This is a genomic window from Rhodococcus sp. UFZ-B548 (assembly GCF_903819475.1).
Classification (GTDB): domain Bacteria; phylum Actinomycetota; class Actinomycetes; order Mycobacteriales; family Mycobacteriaceae; genus Rhodococcus_F; species Rhodococcus_F erythropolis.
Window position 1 is genome coordinate 53262 of the sequence record NZ_CAIJDS010000021.1, and the last position, 15913, is coordinate 69174.

A 15913-nucleotide genomic window follows, 5' to 3' on the forward strand; every position below is an offset into this window, starting at 1 on the left:
ACGAAAGGGCAACGACATGAGCACCACGACCGACGAACTGCGTGCCGACACGATGTACAGCAACACCATCGACGCCGCGTACCCCGCGATCACACCCTCAGGAATGGCGGCCACCGAGATCCTCGAGACACTGACCGCAAAGATCACCGCCGCCACGAGCGCGGCAGGGATGCAAGCCGAAATCGGGTGGCTCACCCTCGCGCACGAAGTGACCGCCCGCGAAGCCGTCGCCCTGCTCGCCGTCGCGACCCGCCGCGCCTACGACGCCGGACAGATCGCACCCTCACGCGTGAATCGGGTTTACGGCCGAGTCGAGCGCGCCGCCGCACCGCACGGAATCTGCTTCCGATGGTGAAGTCCGGATCAGTTTTCTTGTGTCCGCGAGATGCCGTCTGCCTCATGAACAAGGTTGATCAACGAGCGGATATCGGAATCCGGGAGATCGTGGAGTTCAGTGCGTCGACTCCACCAATGCTTACGGGCACTACGAACGCACGTGAGTTGCATACCTGTGGCATCGAGCGTGTCCCAGAGCTCATCCAAGACCGTATTCGTCATGGTCTGTGTATACCTCACTGGCGGAGCTGACGAAGTGCAGCGATTCTCGTCGAGCAGACTTCATATCGCCCCGGGAAAGTTGACGCCTGCCCGGCGGCCGGCCACCTTCGGTGTCCCCCGAAATGAACTCCGCTGCGCTCCGTTCTGTGAAAAACATTGATTTGTTTTCACTTCTGGCCTTCCGATTCTCGTCGGCGGTGACCTGCGCGCAACCCCTGGCGGCGCAAGCGCCGGCCGGTGGCTCCGAGAAATTTTCGCCACTCGCAAGCTCCCGCCGAAATTTTCTCGGCCCAGGGGTGGCGCTCCGGCCCCCTCATGCCGACGCGATTCTCCTTTGCCAGAAGGCGAAAAAAATTGGCGGGGCACGAGGCCCGGTCACTTTCACAGCAAGGGGAACACCATGCAGAACATCCGCTTGAACACCGCCACCGAGGTATTGGCCGCAATCCCGGCGCTGCTCGGCTTCGCCCCTACCGATTCTCTCGTGATGATCGCACTCAGCGGAGCCGAAGGAGAACCGGGCATGCTTGCGTTCATAGCGCGCACCGACGTTGTCGGAGCTGCGCCGACCGATCAATACCGCATTGCGTTCGAGCAGGCCGAAGCAACGGCCGTCATCTGGGTTGTTATCGGCACAGGCCCGGTAGCAGCAGCCGCACTCGACCAGATCGAAGGCGCGCAAAGAGAACTCGACACCATCGGCGTCCGCACTATCCGAACCCTCGTCACAGAAACCCTCGAAGTCGGCGCGCAATGGTTCGACACCAACGGAAACGAGAGCGGACACACCACCGACCCGACACTCTCGGAAACCAACATGCACCGAATCATGAGCGGACGAAAGGCCCCGACCACGCGCGCGGACATCGAAGCCCGCTTCACCGAAGACACCGCCGCCGACATGGACGCCGCCCGAGCAGCAGCCCACGAACAAGGCGACGATTTCGCACGAAATACGATCGCCGAAATCGCCGCGACCGTGCGCAATTTCGAGGTACCCAGCCGCGACCTAGCCGCCCGCGCCGGATTGTGCGCAGCAATGGACACCAACCACCGCGAAGCGATGATCGGAATCGTCACTATCAGCGCCGCAGCCGCAACAGACACCTTCGCCACCATTGCCGCGCACCTACGCGGAAACTTCCGCGTCCAGATGCTTACCCTCGCAGGGCTAGCGGCCTATGTCGACGGTGACGGACCCGCCGCCGGAATCGCATTCGAGACAGCCCGCCGTATCGACGTGGACCCCAGTCTCACCAAGCTGCTCGAACTACTCGACTCATCCCTCACTGTCGGGATCAAGCCCGAAGCGATCGCCGAACTCGGCGCAATCGGCGTCGAAGTGGCACGTTCGATCGGAATCGACTTCGACACTGAATAGCCGTCCCCAACGAACAACGCGGCCCCGACTCAACTCGAGAGAGTCGGGGCCGCCCCCGTACGTGATGGTGGTTGTTCGGGCATCGAGCCCTCACAACCACTACGCGACACCGCGCATACCGAATGGCTGGCCGCGCCTAACTACCCGATCAGTTGAAAATGTCCGGATCACCCGGCGCCGGAAACGCAAAGTCGATGCGCGGCCGATCCACCACCGGAATCGGAACACCGGTCAAACCCTCGACCACAGCCGCCAAATCCGCGTCCGTGATGACCCGCGTGTGCTTGGTTGTCTGATACAGAGAAGCTTCCACTGCCGATCGCTTGCGCGGAGCGCCGTTCTCAGTCATCTACGTGCCTTTCGGTAGTCAAAAAAGTGTCGGAGTATCCGTGCGCAGCAAAGCGGACTCCACCGCGTCCGCATCCCACCCATTGCGCAATGCAGCCCGTAAAGCTTTCGATCGCGCCGCACGGGCGGCGCGATCCGGGCCGTACCAATGCCAGCTCTGCCCCCGGCCGCCGCCGCGCCCTTTTGCGCTCATCCCTGCAAGATTCTGCGATTGCGTGCCCGCAACTACATGCGGACGACCGGCGATGCTCGTCGTGGCCCGGACACAAATCGGGTTGTCACACACCTCGTGGATCGCGAACTCGGAATCGGTCAGCGGCCGACCGAGTTCGAGCATCAACGCGTACCGATGAGGACGCACAACTCGCTGCCGTCCATCGCGCATCAACCAAAATCTTCCGTACCCGTCATCAGAAATACTCCCGGTCCAAAAATGGCAATCTCGCTCGCCAGGCCCGCGCACGATGAACCGTTCGAAACGCTCCCACTCCGGATCGCCTAGCGCCGGAAGCGTTAGGACGTCCGCCATCAGAACGAACCCCTAACGCTTGTGAGATTTGCCGACGAATCGGCCGGGGTTTCCCCCAACCGGGGACAGCGATATCCCTCATGTGGATGCCCGAGATTTCTTTTCCCGCTCCGCTCGATCTCAGGCAACACACAATCGGTCGCTGACACCCAACCGGGGAAAACCGCGAAGGCCGGCATTGATTTGCTGACCGCTTCTACGACGCCAGCGCGGCAGAATTAGTCGACGAGGTCGACGCAGGCGCAGGTGAAGAATCGTCCTTCGCCGCGGCCTTGTCGGCGGGTACCTTCTCCGACTTCTGTTTCGGCTTGGCCGACCGCAGCAACTTGTTGACCTCACTCGTCGTCAGACCGGTCAGCTGCGCGATGCTCGCCACCGTTTCACCGCGAGATTTGAGATCCGCAATCGCAGCCGCACCGGAACGATCCGCGTCCGCGATCTTTGTCTCGGTTTCTTCACGGATGCGCTCGATACGCGCCCGCGCATCGTCGCTGATCTTCTCCCGCGACTCCTGCGCCCTGAAGAACCGGACGAGATCGTCCTCGACCTTCTTCAGTCGCTCTTGCTCTTCCGCGAGACGGGCGGCATTCGCTGCGCGTGCCCGATCCCTCGCGCTGACCGTGGATGAATTTGAGGACACCATGCCGCAAACCATACCGCCGCCAGCGGCGATCGGCCATCAATTGTTCCCCGCCCCACCTAACGGTTCCCGGCTCAAAATCTTCGGCCAGCCATCACAACTCCACTGAACCTTTTCACACATCACCATGTCAAACCATCTATCCATCCAGCTCATCCACTTTTTCAACCACTTCGCTTCCCTCAGTACCAGCAGTTCGTTCCTCACCACATGCACTTCGTTTCACTCAGCCAAACCCCCAAAATCAGACACACCTCTTGCTGAATTTCAGACTGTGGGGGTGTGGTGCTTTCTCGGCGGCGCTGAGGGCGGCTAAGGTGGCCTTGTGATGACCCTCCACGTGCTGCACGCGGGCGATGGCTACGAGTACCTGACAAAGCAGGTTGCCACCGCTGACCGCGAACGCGAGCACGGGCAGGAGTTGACCGACTACTACTCCGCGCACGGCACCCCGCCCGGTACGTGGTTCGGGGGCGGACTCGACGATCTGGCACGGATGGATGCCGACACCGAGATCGCGGACGAGTATCGGATCACCGACGGCGCCACGGTGTCCGAACCTCAGATGAAAGCGCTCTTCGGGGAGGGCATGCACCCCAACGCTGACCCCATGGTTGAAGAGTCAATCAAGGGCGGGATGGACCCGAAGAAGGCCGTCAAAGAGGCCCGACTCGGCCGCAAGTTCCCGGACTTCGCCAACGACATTCCCCTGCTGAAAGCCCACCGGGCCGCCCTGGAGCAGTTCGCCGTCGACAACGCGCGCAGGCCGTCCAAAGCGGAGTCCGGCGCGTTGATGGAGAAGGTCGGAACTGCACTGTTCGAGGAGACCCACCAGCGTTCTGCGCAGGACCCGCAGGAGCTGTGGTCCTGGATTTCGGCACAGAAGAACCGCGTCCGTCAACCCGTCGCAGGACAAGATCTGGTGTTCACCCCTCCCAAGAGCGTGTCGACGATGTGGGCGCTCGCCGACGACGATCTGCGCCGCCAGATCGAACGAATCCACCACGAAACCGTCAAGGGCACACTCGGCTGGATCGAAAAGGAAGCATGCTTCACCCGTACCGGCGCGACCAGCCAAGAGGTGCAGGACACCACCGGCATGGTCGCCACCCTCTACGACCACTACGACTCCCGCGCCGGGGACCCGAACCTGCACACCCACGCCGTAGTATCCATCAAGGTCTGCACCGAAAAGGACGGCAAGTGGCGCGCTCTCGACGGTTCCACCCTGCACCGCTACGCCGTCGCGGCTTCGCAGCGCTACAACGCGGCGATCATGTCGAAACTGCACACCGAACTCGGTTTCGGGCTCACCGAACGCAGCACCGGACGTGGCCGGCAGAACGTCGTTGAGATCGCCGAAGTCCCACAGCAACTGTGTGAAATGTTCTCCTCACGACGCAGTCAGATCGAGACCCGCCGTGATCAGCTGGTCGCTGAATACCGTCAAAAGCACGACCGGATGCCCAGTGCGAAGGCGATGTACGCGCTCTACCAGCAAGCCAACCTCGACACCCGCGCCGGGAAGCAGGAACCGCAAACATTGCGCGAGATGCAGAACAATTGGATCACCCGATCCGCGCAGATCCTCGGCGACGACACAGCGGTGGCAGCGCTGGCCGAGCAGTGGCGCGGGGTGCAGCGCGAACATGCTGCCGGTGTGCGTGAGCACCAGGCGATGCGCACCGCCGGAACACCGGCAGAGGAAGCGAGGCGAGTCGTCGAATACCTCGAGAACGGCCGCGCAACGTGGGCGATCACCCACGTACACAGCGCCGTCGATGCGAACTTTGCGGCCGTGTCCTTCCCCGACGAAGCAGCCCGTGCAGCCGCAGTGAAAGCCGTCACCGAACACGTGTTGGGCGCGTCCGTGCACCTCCCTGCTGCGGAACTACCCCCGCCTCCGGACGCTCTCACACGCCGTGACGGTGAGTTCATCCTCACTAATCACGGCACCGCATTGCATACTTCCGCGAGCATCATCACGGCCGAGCAGTTCATGCTCGATTCCACCGGAACGCCGACCGCGTACATCGCGCCGCAGGCCGGACTAGACAAGGTTGTAGAGAAGATCGCCCGCACGAGCGATCACCCGCTCAACGCCGGACAGCGAGAGCTTGCCGAGCATTTCGTCGGGTCCGGAACACTCCTCGCCGTCGGTGTCGGCCCGGCCGGCACTGGCAAGACGACGTCGATGAAAGCGGTCACCGACACCTGGCGCGCCGCCGGATACGAGGTTATTGCGCTCGCACCATCCGCCGTTGCAGCCGAAACCTTGGGCGAAGAAATCGGCGTCACCGCCCACACCCTCGCTACCTTGACCTACCCGTGGCGCGGTGTCGACGGCAACGAACCGCGCAGCCTGCCCGAGCACATCGAGATCCCCGCCGGGGCGATGTTGCTTGTCGACGAAGCATCCTTGGCATCGACCAAAGACCTCGCCGCCATCACCGAAATCGCCGCAGCCAAGGGCGCTGTCGTGCGACTGCTCGGTGACCCGAATCAGCTCGACGCCGTCGAAACCGGCGGTGCGCTGCGGCTGCTCGCCGAAGAAACTAACGCTCCAGAACTCACGGTCGTCGTGCGTTTCGGCAAAGACACCGAGCAGGCCGAGAATTCACTCGCCCTGCGGCACGGGGAAGAGAGCAGCTTGGAGCTGTTCTACTCCCGCGGGTGGGTGCACGAGGGCACCGCCGCCGAGATGAAAGACGCCGCCGCCACCGCCTACCTCGCCGACATCGAAGCCGGTAAATCCTCGATCGTCATGCTCTCGACCCGCGACGATGTCCGCGAAGTGAACCTTGCGATCCAAGCGCATTACCGCGCCGCCGGCACCGCCAAAGCCGAACACACCGTGACCCTGTCCGACGAACTCGACGCCGGAGTCGGTGACATCGTCCTGACCCGCAAGAACAAGCGCGGTCTACGCACCAAGGGCGGCCGACGCCGCAACATGTTCGTCCGCAACGGTGACCTGTGGACCGTCACCGCCGTCAACGAGAACGGCTCACTGAACCTGCGCAGCAAAACCCACGACGGCACGATCACGCTGCCCGCCCGGTACGTGAAACGGAATACCGAACTCGGCTACGCCGCCACCGTGCACCGCAGCCAAGGCATCACCGTCGACACCTCCCACACCACCGTCGGACACACCACCAACCGGCCCGGCCTCTACGTCGCCACCACCCGCGGGCGCACCGAAAACCACCTGTACGTCCCCGTCGAACCCGGCGTCACCCAAGACACCGAGGGCATGCACCTGGGGTCCATCACCACCCCGGCCTCACGTGAAGTCCTCGAAAAGATCCTCGCGAACGACAACGGCCACCGAGCCGCCATCACCGAGATCCGCGACGCACTCGAGCACGCCCGCAGCCCCGAACGACTCCGCGAGGCGTACCACGCCGCGCACAGCCGACTACGCGATCGCTGGCTCGACGAAGTCCTCGACCGGGCGCTGCCCGCAGCACTACTCGCGACGATCGCCGCCGAAAACCCCGGCAGCCTCGCCGCGCTCCGCACCACACTCGGCCAAGCACACGACCGGGGAGACAGCGCCCGCCGCATCCTCAACGACGCACTCGCAGCAGGTGAACTCCACAGTGCCCGCGATGTCGCCCGAGTCCTGAACTCACGCATCATCGAAGCCACCCAAGCCGCAGCAGAAGCGGCAGCCGAGCGCGCCGACACCACGCTCTCGCCGCTGCCCCCGCGCACCACCAGCACCGACAAAGAACTCGACGACTACGCCCGCATCCTCGCCGACCGCTACGCCACCGCCCGCCCCGAACACGAGCGCACCGACGGCATCGGCTCGACCATCCGCCGCTACGACGAGACCCGCGCGCAACTCGACACCACCCGCATCCAACGCCCCGTCCGGGGAGCATTCGAACCCGAGATCGCAGAACGCCTCCTCTCCGAAGCCGGGGTGCAGCGAATCGGCCGCCACCTGCGTAAAGCAGCGCTCGCCGGCCTCGCGCCCGAGGCAGTTCTCGCCTGGCACGCGCAACAACTCGCAGCGCGAGGCGAAGACGTCACCGCAGCGAACCTGATCAAAGACATGGCACCAGCCATCGCCGCCGCGGCCGAGAAGACGAACACCCGCTGGGCAGCAGAACACGATGAGATCCTGCGCGAGCACTTCCCCGCCGCGATCGCCGTCGCCGAACGCACCGAAGACCCGCGGTGGAACGCAGCAGTGGGCCGCATCCGCGAACTCGTCACTCACGCCGGCCTCGACGTCGAGGATCTGTGCCGCAAGATCGGGACCGTCGCGCACTCCACCGCGCACGTCACCGGCATCACCGACGCACTCGACACCATCGCGCCGGCGGCCCGTGAGCCCGTCGACCCAGCAGCACCGCACTGGGTGCACTCCCCTGATCTCGACGCCCACCTCATCGACTCCGCACTCGCCGAGCAGCTGGAGACCATCTACACCGACATCGCCGCCGAACACACCGCGAACACCCGACGCATCGGCACCGACGGCCAGCGCAGTAGCGACCCCGAACTGCGCTTCACCGAGCACCTCGAAAGCCGTCCCGAGGACGCCGAGATGGCAGCACAGTGGGATCGCACCGCCGCCGAAATCCAGGCATACCGAGACCGCTACAACATCACCGACACCACCTCAGTGGCCGGCGACCGCCCCGAGAACAAAGCCGACACCGCACCCTTCAACACCGTCCACCGCGACATCGACGACCTGCACGACCGCATCCAAGAACACCGCGAAGAACAACGCCGTGCCGAACACGAACAAGCGATGATCGAACACCACCACACCATCGCCCACCACGTCGAACAAGAGAATCGGCGCCAAGGCCCGCGCTTGTAGGCGCGCCGCCGAGGCCCACGCTTGTAGGCGCGCTGGACCATGCTCTAAGCGAATGTTCACCCCACCTGGTTGCGTACGCGCGACAATGTCGCTGGCTGACGCCCTCGTCACCATTCAGGAGTACGCCGCCGTCGGAATCGGGATTCTCGACGCATGCACACTCACGGAAAAATCAGCGATCGCGACGTTGCGTACGGCCCGCTTGTTGGCGGGCGAAACGGTGACTGGGGAGTGAGGCAACTGACGATTGCTTCTGGCTTGGGGATGGACGAGGTCGATCAGAGTGGATTCGCGCCGTGGTGGTAGCCCACCTCCCCTTGGGCTCACGATCAACGGCCAGACCGTGGAATTGGGCACCGCGCACTACGCCGCTGCCGGCAAGCGTTGCAAACCAGGCAATCGACGCAGAAGGCAACGTGATGCTGTCCTTCCGGCCCGCCGCTCACGACACGACGATCCAAGGCACCTGGGATGGCCCCGAGTCGTTCGACGCCCGCTAGTGGTGAGCGCACAACGGGAAGAGATCAAAACAACATGCAGTTACGGTAGATACGCGATAGAATCAGGTGTATCTACCGTAAGTGTTAGGGGAAAAGCATGGTCAAGAAGTCCGGATGGTCTTCCGTTGACGGCGACGATCTGCGTCAGAAGGGAGCCTTGGCCGTAGGGCACTCTGGAACTCACGGTGAAATGTTCGTCATCAAGGTTGCGGCCAAAGGACTGCGGCGCCACCCTGCTGGGAACAAGGTCGACGTTGCAAAGGCCGCAGCTGCAAAGAGGGCTCTCATTTGGCCCTATCCCACGGATTTCGACGCCTTTCTCAAATCGTCGGCAGGTCCATTGCATCCGCACGGCCCTGCGAAGAAGCGGGTAAAGCGGAAGCGGCCGTCCGGACGCGATTTGATGTCCTCAACGAAGGTCTACGGACCCGAAGACGCTGCTATCTACGAATTTTTGCTGCACGAAGTTGCCGGGGACTCGCATAGTTGGTGGGCTAAGGCCAAAGGATTCTCGCGGCTCGTCAAGCTAATTGAGGATTCTTCGGTATTGAGTCGCGGGATCCTGGAAGTCGTCGTTGGAGGGTCTTCGGAGACGTCGGCCGCTCGAATTTATGAAGAGCGATTGCGCGCGTTGAAGCCGATTGCAGAGGCTGTCGAACTAGAGAGTCGCGAGCTGAAAGCGCATGTCGAGCAACCGGATCAGCGTGCACCGCTGTCCGTGGAACTCGAAACTGCTACAGGGCCACTCGACTATGTTTTCCCGCTCTCGCTCGAAGAAACCCTCAGTTCCAGCGAGGTTGGAGAGTTGCTGTCACCGTCCGGAAACCCGAACCGAACACTTGCCCAGCGACGTCGGCAGAGCAACGAGCTGCTAGGCGTAGAAATCTCAGGGTACTACCGTTACCCACGGTTCCAGATCGACGCGTTGAGGCGTTGCATTCACCCTGTCGTGGCTTACGCGAACTCGGAGATGGAGAGCAGCGAAGATCCGTGGGGAACCCTCGACTGGTGGTACACGCCTGATCGGATACTCGGTGGCCGGCCCGTCGATCTCGTTATCGCGGGAGAACTGACGGAAGAGGCGGTAGACAACACCCTCGCTTTCGGCTCTCGCGGTATGAGCTGAGGACACGTGCCAACCAACGAGTACAACGGGCTGGAAGCAGACCTCGAAACCATTCCCGCAGGCACGGTGCTGTACCGAATTAACCCTACCTACGCGACGTGGGACGCAAATTCCTACAACTCCAAGTCACCCCGCGCTCTGGGGGATCTTGGACAGGGACGATTCGAACCCCTGGATGCGAGTCTTGGGCACTACATCTACCTAGCTCAAAGCATGGCAGGTGCGATCGCTGAAGGCGTGCTGCGAGGAGAGAAGATCACAGGAGGCATGATCGGGCGTCCCGCGCTGGTAGGGGTGCCCAAGAATATGCCAGGCAAAAAAGTCGGAAAATCGTTGGTGACAATGAGACTCGAAGAAGACGTGGTGGTGGCGTCTCTCTATGGGGCACACACTTCTCGACTCAATCTCAACGCGAGCCTGTTGCTCGGCGAGGACTACAACCGGACCCGGGAAACTGGAACGAAGGTGCTCGCAAACACTTTGTCAGCCAACGGGCTCAAGTACCGATGTGCGAACCACGACGACCTGACCTCGTTGATGTTCATTTCCCGTCACAGGCCGGCTGAGTTGACGATTCTGGACCAGTTCGACATTTTCTTCGACGCCGACGGACGCGAGAAGGTTCTCGACATTTTGGATTCGGAGTTCAACCTCAAGTACAGCGGCAAAATACCTTAAATCCCTGGTGAAAGGTGTGGTCCCTAACCTCCGTTGGGGGCCACATCACTCTGTGTTCTAGCCGGATCTGAGACTTTCAATACCGAGCGAACATCAGTTTCGACTTGGAGATCACGAGGAATGCTGCGCCGACCAGCAGCAGCGCGACGGCAGGCAATACGACCCATGCCCGTGCTGTCATCGTGTCCTGCTCGCCGATTGCGAACAACACTAAGCATCCGACCCCTGCGATCCAAAGCCCAGACGCGACCAGACGAGACGCCCAGCGTGAAAAGAAGCGCACCGCGGGGATATTGATCCGTCCCAGAGGGTCATAGTCGTACATCGCAGTCCACCAATCCGAATCGAGTTGTGTTGCAGAGCATCCTATGAAGAAAAGGGTGTGTCCGCCACAGTGCGACACGCAGGCCCCAGGCGGGACAACCCACGATCGCCGCAGCCGTGGCGGACACGAGAAGCATCAACGACCCCGCAACCCGCACTCTAGAACGGTGGGCGAGACCGCCCGAAGGGTTTGGGGTCGTTGATACTTCGGCTTGTGAGCGGTTATTCGGCGGGCCGGTAAGTTTCGGTCTCGTCGTCGAATTCCCACCGGACACCGTCGATGTCGACGGCCGTGAAATCGTCGGATGGATCTTCGGCGACTGCGCGGGCGCCGTCGATCATCTCGAGAACCTGATCCATCGTCAGCGCCTCCGCACCGCTGGTGACTGATTCTGGATCAGGCACGAATTCGGGGCGATCGGCGACCTCAGCAGCAACGAACTCGGCGAAGTCGTCGGCGATCTCCGGCGCGTCCGGCTCGAACCCGCACACACCGCGGCGGCATTCGCCGAAGCCCATCTTCGATATGCGTCCGACCAGAGGCCACAGCACTTGGTAATGCCACGCCGCCATACCTCCGTGATAGAGGTTCTTCTTCAGCTGCTGGTACACCTCACGGTGCGCCCACATCGCCGCCGTCAACTCCTCGACCATCGGATCATGTTTGAACCAGCAGGACTTGATCTCACTACCCAGGTCATAGCGTCGACGCAGCCACTCCACCCACTCGCGGAGCTCGAGCCACAACGCCGCCGACGACGCCTGGTCGAGGTGTCGCCAGTCGGCAGGGCCGGGGTTGTACTGCGGAATGGTCATCGAAGTTCCTTTCGAACGAAAGAGCGGAGTGTCGCGCACGCGGGACGGTCAGCGGTGCAGCAACCAGAAGTCTTCCGGCCCATGCGTCTCTATCTCGAGGACAGAGTCTGCGCACGGGGCGCAGGAGTCCCCGCGGTGTCGAATGCGTTCGAACTTGCCGGTAGCCCGGAACACTCCGTCGTTGTAGGTCACGTTCGGGTCGCGGACGGTCCCTTCTTCCGGGGAGACGACCTCGACCATTTTCCTGTCGGTTCTGTCGTCGGCTACGAGAATCCACCAGGCCTTGTCCCCGACTTCCCAGTGATCGTCACTCAGCCAGGGTGAGTCCGAAATGTTTTGTGCCGCAGATGATGTTTCGTCGGCGTTCATCGCACCCCTCCGTCTTCCGGATGCGGTGCCCGATCCGGTGGTCGTCGGCTGCAAAACGGGCGACGGTAGGTCGCTGCCGGTTCGGCTTGTCATCGTGTGCCTTTCGCGCAGAACTCGTCGAACGCCGCCTGATTCGCCCGGACCCGCTTGGCGAGGTCGGGAACATCCCACACCGACGGAAGACGCACCTTCATCGGCTTGACGTTGCGGAACATCATCAACGCTTGATCTTCGGGCATCTCACGAATCTCGTTGAGTGCCATCACCGGCACCGAACGCGGGGCCGAACGCGGATCGTGGCTGGTGTATTCGTCACGGCTACCCATCAACCGAGACAGTGCCGCCAACTCGCTTTCGTCACCGAGACCAGGCAAGTACAACCGAGCCGGCGATGACGTCGAGAGCTGCTGGCCCCCGATACGGCCCCAGCGCTTCTCGTTCTGCAAGGCACTGTGTACGAGCGCCCAGATCTGGATTCCGCGCCCGCCCGAGTCGGTGATCAGGTCCGGCATGTTCGGAATCGCCGCGACGTTGTTCATCTCGTCGAGGACCATCCGCAGTGGAGGGTCGATCTTGTCGTCCGGCTGGGTCAACCCATGTGTCTTGGCCACGTGATACAACTCAGCCGACAGGACAGTGGTGAACGCGGCCGCCGATGCGCTGTGCCCCTCCGAGACCACGTAGACGGTGTTTTTACCTTCGGTCATCAACGCATGAAGATCCGCGGACTCACGGCGCGAGACGTTCAGCGCAGCCATCAACTTCGGGGACGCCAACGGCTCGAGCAACCGGGCGCAGGCGCTGACCACGTCGTCGGCGGAGTCGGACTTCGAGTCCAACGCCTGTTCGAGTTCAGCGGCCCAGTCCGGCAGATCCGCCCCTAGGACGTCGCGCACCAGCTTGACGTTGCGCGAGGACGCCCAGATTCTCAGATCCATCAAATCCTTGTTCTTGACGGCCGCGGTGTAGAGGTAGCCGCGCATGAGCATCGCGGCTTTGCCGTTCCAGTAGCCGGCATTGCTGGTCTCGTCCATCGGCATGGCCTGCACCATCGCCTCTGCTCGGCGTTTGGCTATTTCCGGGTCATCACACCCGGCCAGCATTGACCAGCGCATCGGGTTGGGGATCGCGGTCAGTCGTTCGGGGTCGAAGACCTCGACCCGGCCCACTTCGCGGCGTTCCGCCCACGTCGAGCGCAGCAGGTCGCCGCGGGTCGAGGTGGCAGCGACTGAACCGGCCGCGTCGACGACGCCCTTCCAGCACACACGCCACGTCTTGCCGGCACCGGTCGGCCCCGTGCAGGTCAGCCCGTCTCGGTACTGCAAGTACACGCCGTCACCGCCGTCGTAGAGCGTGGCGATCTTCGTGGTTTCTGCCTCCGCGACGATGCGGCGCACCGGAACATCCTTGAGCGAGAGGCGCGTCGCTTTTGCCTTGCGTACTGCGGCTTTCTCACTGACACCGGTGCGGGCAAGTTCGGCGCGGTCCGCGAAACCGGACTCCCGAACACGGCGCGCAGCGCGGCGGATCGTCATCTTCGACGAGATGAACATTCCCAGCCACAGGCACAAAGCCGCCAGGACGGCGATGCATCCCCACGTCAGGACCGGACCGCCCGGACGCGAGCCTTCCGGCCAGGCCAACGCCGGATCGGCCGGATGCAGGAACAGCCCTTTGAACACGTCGAGCACTCCGTACATCCCGGACGGCAATGCGCCGCCGGTGCCGGCGAAGACCCCGGACAGATATCCACCCCCGACTACGCTCAACACCACGGCGAATGCGGTAGCGGCCATCGGGATCACACCCGGTGTCACTATCGGCTTGGTAGGACGCTGCGCTGTACTCACGGCTTGTCTCCTTCGATCCGGTCGGTCATCGCAGGCTTGGGATGCAATGGTCGGGGTAGCAGAGACCAACCGGACACCACGGCCATGACGGCACTCACCACTGCTACGGCCACCAGGGCGAGCGTCACGTTCGCGGTCATTGCTTGCCGAACGACCACGCTGTCGCCGCCGAGTGCCCACATCGCTGCCAGGGCCTCACGGGCCTGGGAGAACTGGGGTAAGAAAGCGATCGCGGCAAAGAATACGGCGGCAGCGGACCCGTTGAACACGCGAAACCTGTGATCTGTGCGAGCGTCATTCATACGATTTCTCCTTCTGAGTGGGCGGCGGTGTGCTTCTCATTCACCGATCGGGGGGATGAGCGCCAGGTGTCGAACAAGGGACCGGACATCGCAATCTCGGGCGGGCAGGCGCACTCGAGTGCACCAGCGGTCATGCTGCTTCTCCCTTGATTACTTCGTCCGTGTCGGTGAGCGTGATTTCGATGTCCGAACGCACGTGCTGGAGCAGGATCGGATCGGCGGTGCCGTATTTGACGAGGCAGTGGCCTTTGGCGAGGGACATGATGATTTCCGTCGAGCCGGGCGGAAGGTGATACATGCGAGCGGTTTCCTCCGCATCCTCGACGCGGTCCTGCCCGTAGAGGAAGACGATTCCGGCCTCTTTCATCAGCGCCCGAGCCGGTGAATCGGTCGGCAGATCGGAGATGTGATGGAACGCCGAGCACGTCGAGAGACCCAGGCCGCGAGAAAGTTTCATGTTCTCGCGGAACACCTTTCCCGTCGATCCGTCCGCGACGTGCCATCCTTCCTCGACGATCAACACGGTCTGCATGTGTTGCGCTGATCGGGCCGCGAGTACGTTCGCGAGCCAGGTGTTGATCACCGTCATGATCACCCGCAGCGCGGGACCCTTGTTCGGGAGAGCAGAGACGTCGAAGTGCACGAACGGATGCTCGAGTGCCTCGCGAACCTCCGGTGAGGTTGCGCCGTCGACGAGGCCCTTGAGGTCGCCTTCGCACAGCTTGCGCAGCGCCAGACCCGGTGTCAGACCCCACCGCTTGGCGTCCTCGGTCCACAGGTCTCCGAACGTCTGCCCGCTACCTGGTGTCGGGTTCAGCAACTCGTCGGCGAGTTCGCGCAGGATCGGCTCGCGGCCTTCCGTTGCCGCGCGGGCATTGACGACCTGCAACGCCAAACGCAGCGCGGCGTCCTCAGTCTCGACCAGCGGGCGACCGATGGTGTCCTCGATGACGGCGCCGACAAGGGCTTCCTGCCCGGCCGGGGCGACTCCGTCGGTGCGTTCGGCACCGCTGGCGATCGCCGGGTCGAGGAGGTTGAGGCGGACTCCGATTCCGTCCGCGCCGCCGGCGTGGAATCGGATCGAGCGGGCGCCGGCGGCTTCGGCGATCACCGAGTACTCGCCGCCCTTGTTTCCTTGGCGCTTCTTGTCGATCACCACGACCTGCCGATTGGGCAGGGCGAGCTGGCGCCAGCAGAACGCGGTCTTGATCAGCGAGGATTTCGCTTTGCCGATGTCTCCGATGACAGCGATGTTGATGTTCTCGATTTCCGTTCCGTACAACTCGAACGGGTCTACGATCTCCATCGTCTGGCTGATCTTGTTCAGTCCGGTCATCAGCCCTTGGTGGCGGACCGAGCGGCGCATCGTGGCCAGGTTCAGAGCTTCACCTTGGCGAGTGGACGTCCACGCACCTTCGGAGCGGATCTCGTACCAGCCCCACCGGTCCAGCCATTTGTTGCGTTTGGGTGGTGGTCGCCTGACGGTGATCCGGTCGGAGGCGACAACTGCGTCGGCAACTGCGGTTTCCTCCGGACTTTCGATCGTGGCGTTCTTCTTCCCGAGGGCGGGAGTGAGGGTCGAGCGGATGGTCTTCTTGTGGCTGCGGCGGTAGCCGGCGCGCTGTTGCGTGTTCGTCATGTCGGTG

16 protein-coding genes are annotated in these 15913 nt (G+C 62.8%); 7 read left to right on the plus strand and 9 right to left on the minus strand.

The genetic code is table 11. From position 1 onward, the window contains the following. Positions 1-16: 16 nt before the first annotated feature. The gene (locus H7C86_RS18915) at positions 17-355 is read left to right on the plus strand and encodes a hypothetical protein (RefSeq protein ID WP_182262015.1); all 339 of its coding nucleotides are present in this window, start codon (positions 17-19) and stop codon (positions 353-355) included. Between the two features lie 8 nt (positions 356-363). Here H7C86_RS18915 and H7C86_RS18920 read toward each other — a convergent pair whose 3' ends face one another. After that, positions 364-558: a hypothetical protein gene (locus H7C86_RS18920; RefSeq protein WP_182262016.1), complete on the minus strand. Its 195-nt coding sequence runs from the start codon at positions 556-558 to the stop codon at positions 364-366. Positions 559-958: 400 nt separating this feature from the next. Here H7C86_RS18920 and H7C86_RS18925 point away from each other — a divergent pair, with 400 nt between their 5' ends. Then, entirely contained in the window at positions 959-1939 is a 981-nt protein-coding gene (locus H7C86_RS18925; RefSeq protein WP_182262017.1) for a DUF4192 domain-containing protein, read from the plus strand. Between the two features lie 148 nt (positions 1940-2087). On the opposite strand, the gene H7C86_RS18930 is transcribed toward H7C86_RS18925, so the two are convergent. The 3 genes from H7C86_RS18930 to H7C86_RS18940 all read right to left on the minus strand — a co-directional run bounded on the left by H7C86_RS18930 (position 2088) and on the right by H7C86_RS18940 (position 3459). Further along, complete coding sequence (locus H7C86_RS18930; RefSeq protein ID WP_182262018.1) at positions 2088-2288, minus strand: hypothetical protein; 201 nt, start codon at positions 2286-2288, stop codon at positions 2088-2090. Between the two features lie 18 nt (positions 2289-2306). Continuing rightward, the gene (locus tag H7C86_RS18935) at positions 2307-2672 is read right to left on the minus strand and encodes a hypothetical protein (RefSeq protein WP_259349242.1); all 366 of its coding nucleotides are present in this window, start codon (positions 2670-2672) and stop codon (positions 2307-2309) included. Between the two features lie 340 nt (positions 2673-3012). Continuing rightward, positions 3013-3459, minus strand: a complete 447-nt coding sequence (locus H7C86_RS18940; protein ID WP_182262019.1) for a hypothetical protein — start codon at positions 3457-3459, stop codon at positions 3013-3015. Positions 3460-3784: 325 nt separating this feature from the next. Between H7C86_RS18940 and mobF the strand changes: the two genes are divergently transcribed. From mobF to H7C86_RS18965, 5 genes are all read left to right on the plus strand, one after another. Continuing rightward, positions 3785-8302, plus strand: a complete 4518-nt coding sequence (mobF, locus tag H7C86_RS18945) for a MobF family relaxase (protein ID WP_182262020.1) — start codon at positions 3785-3787, stop codon at positions 8300-8302. Positions 8303-8354: 52 nt separating this feature from the next. After that, positions 8355-8537 carry a hypothetical protein gene (locus H7C86_RS18950; RefSeq protein WP_182262021.1) on the plus strand — a complete coding sequence of 61 codons (183 nt, stop codon included), beginning with the start codon at positions 8355-8357 and terminating at the stop codon, positions 8535-8537. A gap of 61 nt (positions 8538-8598) precedes the next feature. Beyond that, complete coding sequence (locus tag H7C86_RS18955; protein WP_182262022.1) at positions 8599-8802, plus strand: hypothetical protein; 204 nt, start codon at positions 8599-8601, stop codon at positions 8800-8802. A 97-nt stretch (positions 8803-8899) separates the two neighbouring features. After that, positions 8900-9928, plus strand: coding sequence for a hypothetical protein (locus H7C86_RS18960; RefSeq protein WP_182262023.1), 1029 nt, complete (start codon positions 8900-8902; stop codon positions 9926-9928). Between the two features lie 6 nt (positions 9929-9934). Beyond that, complete coding sequence (locus H7C86_RS18965; RefSeq protein ID WP_182262024.1) at positions 9935-10606, plus strand: RES domain-containing protein; 672 nt, start codon at positions 9935-9937, stop codon at positions 10604-10606. A 546-nt stretch (positions 10607-11152) separates the two neighbouring features. Here the strand turns inward: H7C86_RS18965 and H7C86_RS18970 are convergent. The 5 genes from H7C86_RS18970 to H7C86_RS18990 all read right to left on the minus strand — a co-directional run bounded on the left by H7C86_RS18970 (position 11153) and on the right by H7C86_RS18990 (position 15906). Next, positions 11153-11746, minus strand: coding sequence for a hypothetical protein (locus H7C86_RS18970; protein ID WP_182262025.1), 594 nt, complete (start codon positions 11744-11746; stop codon positions 11153-11155). Between the two features lie 48 nt (positions 11747-11794). Continuing rightward, the gene (locus H7C86_RS18975; RefSeq protein ID WP_182262026.1) at positions 11795-12115 is read right to left on the minus strand and encodes a hypothetical protein; all 321 of its coding nucleotides are present in this window, start codon (positions 12113-12115) and stop codon (positions 11795-11797) included. Positions 12116-12204: 89 nt separating this feature from the next. Further along, positions 12205-13965 (minus strand): type IV secretory system conjugative DNA transfer family protein, encoded by a 1761-nt coding sequence (locus tag H7C86_RS18980; protein WP_182262027.1) that lies wholly within the window; start codon positions 13963-13965, stop codon positions 12205-12207. After that, a complete protein-coding gene (locus H7C86_RS18985; RefSeq protein ID WP_182262028.1) occupies positions 13962-14267 on the minus strand; it encodes a hypothetical protein in 306 nt (101 codons plus the stop codon). The genes H7C86_RS18980 and H7C86_RS18985 overlap by 4 nt, the downstream gene beginning before the upstream one ends. 130 nt (positions 14268-14397) lie before the next feature. Then, positions 14398-15906 carry an ATP/GTP-binding protein gene (locus tag H7C86_RS18990; protein ID WP_182262029.1) on the minus strand — a complete coding sequence of 503 codons (1509 nt, stop codon included), beginning with the start codon at positions 15904-15906 and terminating at the stop codon, positions 14398-14400. Positions 15907-15913 lie beyond the last annotated feature (7 nt).